The following is a 6089-nucleotide window of genomic DNA, read 5'->3' as shown; positions in this document are numbered from 1 at the left end:
GGGGTCAGGTTGCGCCGGTGGTAGCAGCGAGTCGCTGTCCAGCCTGCGCGGTATGCGCGCTACACTAACCGCCCGATTCTCCCGGATGCCCCGTCATGTCCGAAGCCAACCCCGCCCGCTCGTCCGAGGGGCGGCAGATGTTCGAGAACCTCAAACGCGCCGTGCGGCTGAGCGCCCGGCTGAGCGAGATCGGCTTTGATGACCTTGCGGGGCTCAACACCGCCTTCAGCGAGCTGATCGGCAAGCCGGTGGGCGAGCGCTTCATGATCATCCCGCCCTTCTCCACCGATTGCGGCCTCAACATCACCGTCGGCAACAACGTCTTCATCAACCAGGGCTGTCACTTCATGGACCTGGGCGGCATCAGCATCGGCGACGACGTGATGATCGGGCCGAAGGTGAACCTCGTTTCCGCCGGCCACCCGACCGATCCGCTGCAGCGCCGCAACGGCATCGTCAAAAAGCCCATCACCATCGGCAGCAATGTCTGGATCGGCGCCGCGGCGACGATCCTGCCGGGAGTGAACGTCGGCGACAACGCGGTGATCGCGGCTGGAGCGGTGGTGAGCCGGGATGTGCCGGCCAACACTATTGCGGCGGGCGTTCCGGCGCGAGTGTTGAAGCGGCTGTAGCCGGCTCGGCCGGCGCGCTTGGCGCCCCTCACCCCGCGGTGAGGCCTTCGGCCTCTCCGCCGCCCTCTCCCCAGAGGGGCGAGGGGACGCACTCTGCACCGGCAGTGCCACAACGCCCCCTCGCCCCTCTGGGGAGAGGGTCGGGGTGAGGGGCGCCAAGCGCGCCAGCTCAAGTTTCGACCAGCGAAAAGCAAAAACGCCCGGACAAGGTCCGGGCGTCTCGATGATTATCTCTCAGCCGATCAGTTCGCGGCAGCGACCGACTTCGTCCACTCGCCCACCACTTCGGTGAACATCGTCTCGGCTGCGGCGTCCTTTTCGAGCGTGATGATCGCCCGCTTGCCGGTGGCGTAGATCAGCGCCAGGTCCATCCACTTGCGTGAGATCAACAGGCTGCTGTTGGCGGTGATATCGGCCGGCGAGGCGCTGAGCGCGAACAGGAACGAGTTGCCGACGACCCGGGCCGAGGCGCCGACCAAGGGCGTCCCCTGTACCAGTTCTTCGTTCTTCAGCAGCACACCGGGGAGGCCCGCGATCGAGCCGCCGATGAAGCTGTCGGTGACCCGGAAGTTGACTTCCATCAGGTGGCTGGCCGGCAGACTCGCGTCGGAGTTCTTGCGGATCAGCACGTCGACCGCGAGGTTGCGAGCCGGGATGTTCGCCTTGCCGATCAGCGTCGGCAGGCCCATCTCGTCGGTCCCCTTGCTCCACTCGACCGTGCCCGAGAACGGCACGGCGCCAGTGGTGCCGCTGTCGGACGCTTCGAGCAGCAGCGACTGGCTGCCGGCGAGACTGGCCGGATCGACCGAAGCAGCTGCCTGCGTCGCAGCGGTTGCCGCCGTCTGCTGGTCGGTGCCGAGGCGTTCTTCCGGGGCGGCAGGAACCAGGCGGCTGAGGGCCGGGGTCTCGGCAGCCGGGGCCGACTCGGTGCCGAGGCGATCTTCGGTCGCGCCCAGTTCGGCGGTCGGGGTATCGTTCTCGGCGGGCGTCGCCGTGTTGCCCGGGCCGGTAGCCGGGGTATCGGTGGTGGTTTCGGTCGGTGTCGGCGAGGTGATCGCCGCCTGCTGCGTCGTCGGGGCGCCGCGCCCGAACATCTGGTCGAGGTCGATGAAGCCTTCACGCCAGGCCCAGAACCCGGCGCCGCCGGCGCCGATCAGCAGCACCGCAAAGACGATCAGGAAGATGGTGACGGCACCAAGGCCGCGACGTTCGTCCTCGGCCCGGGCGCGCGGGAAATTCGGCTCGGTATCGCGCTGCTGCTTCTTGCCGCGCGGCTCGCGGGCGTCGCGGGCAAATCCGCTGGCCTTGGCCGCCTTGCCTTCGCGCTGCGGGCGCGCATCGGCCTTCAGGATCGACGGCGCAAAGCCGTTCTGCCGGGTGGGCGGCTCGTCAGCCTCGTCGTCGTCGAAGGCGCTGTAGCCACCATTGATGACTGGCTCTTCGAACTCGCTGTCACCTCGGGCTTCCCGGTCGAGCGTCGCGATGGCGCGATCGATCGCACCCTGCGGATCGGCGGGCGGGGCTTCTACCTCGACCTCGCGCACTGCCGACATGGCGGCCGCGATCGGCGGATCGTTGAACAGGGCCACCGGCTCGGACATCTGGCGGGCCGCGGCCTGGCCGTTGCGACCGGCGGGCTCGAGTCGGGGCGCCGGCAACTCGCGGCGCGGCTCCAGCACCGGGCCACGCGCGGCGCCACCAATCGGCGCGCCGAACGCGGCGTTGCCGGTGCGGCTCTTGGCGGCTTCGGCACGCGCCACGATCGAGGGCAGCGGCGAGCGGCCGGTCGGCGACCTGGCCGGAATCGGCGAGCGGACCGGCGACGAGCGCTGCTGCAGCTCCTCGCCGTCGTCCTCATCTTCGTCGGATGGCACCGGCGCCGCCAGCTGCGGCTGCTGGCGCTGCGTCGAGGGCACGAGCTTGGGCACCGGCTTGCCCATCGGCTTGGCGTCCGGGCGGACGATCGAGCGCGACCGGTCCGATCCCTCGGTCTGCTCGGCATTGGCGGCAGCGATGATCTCTTCGATCGAACCGCCCGGCGGCAGCGGGCGCGGCGGCTCCTTGCCGTTCTGCGGCACGGGTTTGGCCACCGGCTTGGCGACGGCGGCCGGCGCTTTCTTGGCGGGAGCCTCGAAGTAAACCGGCGGCGGCGGCGGATTGTCTTCCTTGCCCGAACCGAGCCCGGCGATCACGGCTTCGCTGGCTTCCTGCTCGACCTGGCGGATGCAATCCTCGAGCTGCAGGCGGTGTGCGGTGATGTCGCGGGCCGCCAGCGGCGGATTGATGGCGCGCAACTGCCCAACCAGCGCGGCGCGCGCTTTCTCGTAGACCGCGCGTCGCGCGGCGCCGTTATTCTCCGGCAGAGCTTCTACCGCCCTACGTAACAGCTCTTTGTAGTCCGCCATTGGCTAAGCGACATCCGTATTTTAGGGGGCCAGTTCTACCGAAAAAAACTCAATCTTGGAACGGGTCCTGAACCAGTATGGTGTCCAGCCTTTCCGGGCTGGTGGAGAGCATGGCGACCGGCGCCCCGATCAGCTCCTCGATGTATCTGACGTACTTCACCGCCTGGGCCGGGAGTTCAGACCAGCTTCTCGCCCCTGCCGTTGTCTCCGACCACCCCTCGAGGGTCTCGTAAATCGGCTTAACAGCAGCTTGTGCTCCCATTGAGGCAGGCAAGTAGTCAATTTTTTGACCATTGAGCTCGTAGCCCACGCACACTTTGAGCTCTTTGAGGCCGTCAAGAACATCCAGTTTCGTCAGCGCAATGCCGTTTATCCCCGAAGTTCTCACCGTCTGGCGCACCAGCACCGCATCGAACCAGCCGCAGCGGCGCGGCCGGCCGGTGTTGACACCCACTTCGCGGCCCACGGTGGAGAGGTGCCGGCCGATCTCGTCATCGAGTTCGCACGGGAACGGCCCCTCGCCGACGCGCGTGGTGTAGGCCTTGGTGATCCCCAGCACATAGCCGATCGCCGTCGGCCCGAGGCCCGAACCAGCCGCGGCCTGGCCCGCCACAGTGTTCGACGAGGTGACGAACGGATAGGTGCCGTGGTCGTTATCCAGCAGCGCCCCCTGTGCGCCTTCGAACAGGATGCGCGCCCCGGCGCGCCGCTTCTCGTCGAGCAGCCGCCAGACCTGGTCGACATAGGGCAGGATCTTGCCGGCCACTTCCATCAGCTCGTCGTAGAGCGACTGAGCCGAGAGCTCTGCCATGCCCATGCCGCGGCGCAGCGCATTGTGATGCGCCAGCAACCGCTCGATCTTGGGCATCAGCGTCTCGGGCTCGCTGAGGTCGCAGACCCGGATGGCGCGCCGGCCGACCTTGTCTTCGTAAGCCGGACCGATGCCGCGGCGGGTGGTGCCGATCTTCAGACCGGAATTGCCGCTCTCGCGCACCGCGTCGAGCTCACGATGGAGGCTGAGGATCAGCGGCGCATTATCGGCGATCTTCAACACTTCGGGCGTGACGTCGATGCCCTGCGCGCCGATCTTTTCGACTTCCGCGACGAAGTGATGCGGATCGACCACCACGCCATTGCCGATGACGCTCAGCTTGCCGCGCACCACGCCCGAGGGCAGCAGCGCCAGCTTGTAGCTGGTGCCGTCGATGACCAGCGTATGACCGGCATTGTGACCGCCCTGGTAGCGCACCACCACATCGGCGCGCTCCGACAGCCAGTCGACGATTTTGCCCTTGCCCTCGTCACCCCATTGGCTGCCGACGACGATCACGTTTGCCATGCGCTTATTGTCCCTCAGGAAGCGGCAGCCCGGCCGGGCGTCCTGCCGGCGGACCGCAAAGATCAGTTTCGTTTTCGCTGCAAGCTGACCCGCGCGGCTTCCCTAAGGGAAGTCCGAGGTAGTTGCGGATGTCCTTTAGAGCAGTCCTTCTCGGATGACAAATCCCGTCGCGTCGCACCCCCGGACAGACCCGGGGGAAACAGATCGGGATGCGCTGCAACAAACGCCGTCTTCGGCTCTAGCAATCACGGATAGTCACACCCATGTTACCGCAACCCAGCGCGCCAACCCGAGAACCTGAGGACAAGGTTATGCCCCTCTCGACTGCCGCGAACGCCTTCCGCCTGCCCGCCGGCTCTGCCGGCCGGGTGATCACAGCAACTGATTCCGACTACGACAAGCTCCGCACCGTGATGTATGGCGGCCCCGACCGGCGGCCCGCCAGCATCATCCGCGTCGCCAATGCCGCCGATATCGCGACGGCCATTGCCTATGCCCGCGACAACCAGCTCGAACTCGCCATCCGCAGTGGCGGTCATAGCGGCGCCGGCCACTCGACCACCGAGGGCGGCCTCGTCATCGACGTCCGCGACCTCGACGAAATCGATATCGACGCCGCCAATCGAACGGTCTGGGTCGGCGCCGGCGTCACCGCCATGGAGCTGACCGAAGCCCTCGCCCCGCACCAGCTGATCGTCGGCTTCGGCGATGCCGGTACCGTCGGGATCAGCGGCATCACGCTCGGCGGTGGCGTCGGCTACCTGGCGAGGAAGCACGGGCTCTCCATCGACTCGCTGCTGGCGGTCGAACTGGTCACTGCCGATGGCCAGCAATTGCTGGCCGACGCCGCCAATCACCCCGAACTGTTCTGGGCGCTGCGCGGTGGCGGCGGCAATTTCGGTGTCGTCACCCGGCTGAAGTTCCAGCTCCACCCGCTCCCCGCCTTTACCGGCGGCATGCTGGTGCTGCCGGCGACGGCCAAGACCATTGCCGGCTTCGTCGCCGCCGCCAAGGCAGCGCCCGAGGAACTCTCGGGCATCGCCAACATCATGCCGGCGCCGCCGATGCCGTTCCTGCCGGCCGAGCAGCACGGCAAGATGGTGATCCTCGCCATGCTGGCCTTCGCCGGAGAGCCGGACGCCGCCGAAAAGGCGCTGGCGCCATTCCGGGCGCTCGGCACCCCGCTCGCCGATTTCGTCAAGCCCGGCCCCTATGCCAGCATGTATCCGCCCGAGGATCCGGACTATCACCCGACGGCGGCGGCGCTGAACCTCCTGGTCGACCGCATCGGCACCCCGGAGGCCGAGACGATTCTCGGCTACCTCGAGGAATCCGACGCAAGCCTCAGGGTCTGCCAGATCCGGGTGCTCGGCGGCGCGCTCGGCCGCGTTGCCCCCTCAGCCACCGCTTACGCCCACCGCAAGAGCCCGATCATGATCAACGTGGCGGCGTTCTACGATGGCGAAGCCGACAAGCCGAAGAAGGAGGCCTGGGCGGCCGATTTCGCCAAGGCGTTGAACCAGGGCGATGATGGCGTCTACGTCAACTTCGTCGCCGACGAGGGCCCGGCCCGCGTCCGCGCCGCCTATCCCGGCGATACGTGGGACCGGCTCAGACAGGTGAAGCGCGCCTACGATCCGGAGAACCTGTTCCGGCTCAACCAGAACATCCCGCCGGCGTGAAGCACGCACCGCCCTCTCCTTGATCCTCCCC

General features: G+C 67.5%; 4 protein-coding genes. 2 read left to right on the top strand and 2 right to left on the bottom strand.

What is annotated here, in order from left to right; all coding sequences use genetic code 11:
• The first annotated feature begins 95 nt into the window (after positions 1 to 95).
• Positions 96 to 632, top strand: coding sequence for a sugar O-acetyltransferase (locus tag VW23_RS29685; RefSeq protein ID WP_069911116.1), 537 nt, complete (start codon positions 96 to 98; stop codon positions 630 to 632).
• A 242-nt stretch (positions 633 to 874) separates the two neighbouring features.
• Here the strand turns inward: VW23_RS29685 and VW23_RS18985 are convergent, their stop codons facing one another.
• A complete protein-coding gene (locus VW23_RS18985; RefSeq protein ID WP_141728394.1) occupies positions 875 to 3037 on the bottom strand; it encodes a hypothetical protein in 2163 nt (720 codons plus the stop codon).
• Between the two features lie 49 nt (positions 3038 to 3086).
• Positions 3087 to 4376: an adenylosuccinate synthase gene (locus tag VW23_RS18980; protein WP_069911114.1), complete on the bottom strand. Its 1290-nt coding sequence runs from the start codon at positions 4374 to 4376 to the stop codon at positions 3087 to 3089.
• A gap of 311 nt (positions 4377 to 4687) precedes the next feature.
• On the opposite strand from VW23_RS18980, the gene VW23_RS18975 reads away from it, so the two are divergent.
• Positions 4688 to 6058 (top strand): FAD-binding oxidoreductase, encoded by a 1371-nt coding sequence (locus VW23_RS18975; protein WP_069911113.1) that lies wholly within the window; start codon positions 4688 to 4690, stop codon positions 6056 to 6058.
• Positions 6059 to 6089 lie beyond the last annotated feature (31 nt).

It is taken from the genome of Devosia insulae DS-56 (assembly GCF_000970465.2).
In the GTDB taxonomy this organism is placed as follows: Bacteria; Pseudomonadota; Alphaproteobacteria; order Rhizobiales; family Devosiaceae; genus Devosia_A; species Devosia_A insulae.
Note: the sequence above shows the minus strand (reverse complement) of the source record. Positions and strands in the feature narration are given on the sequence as shown.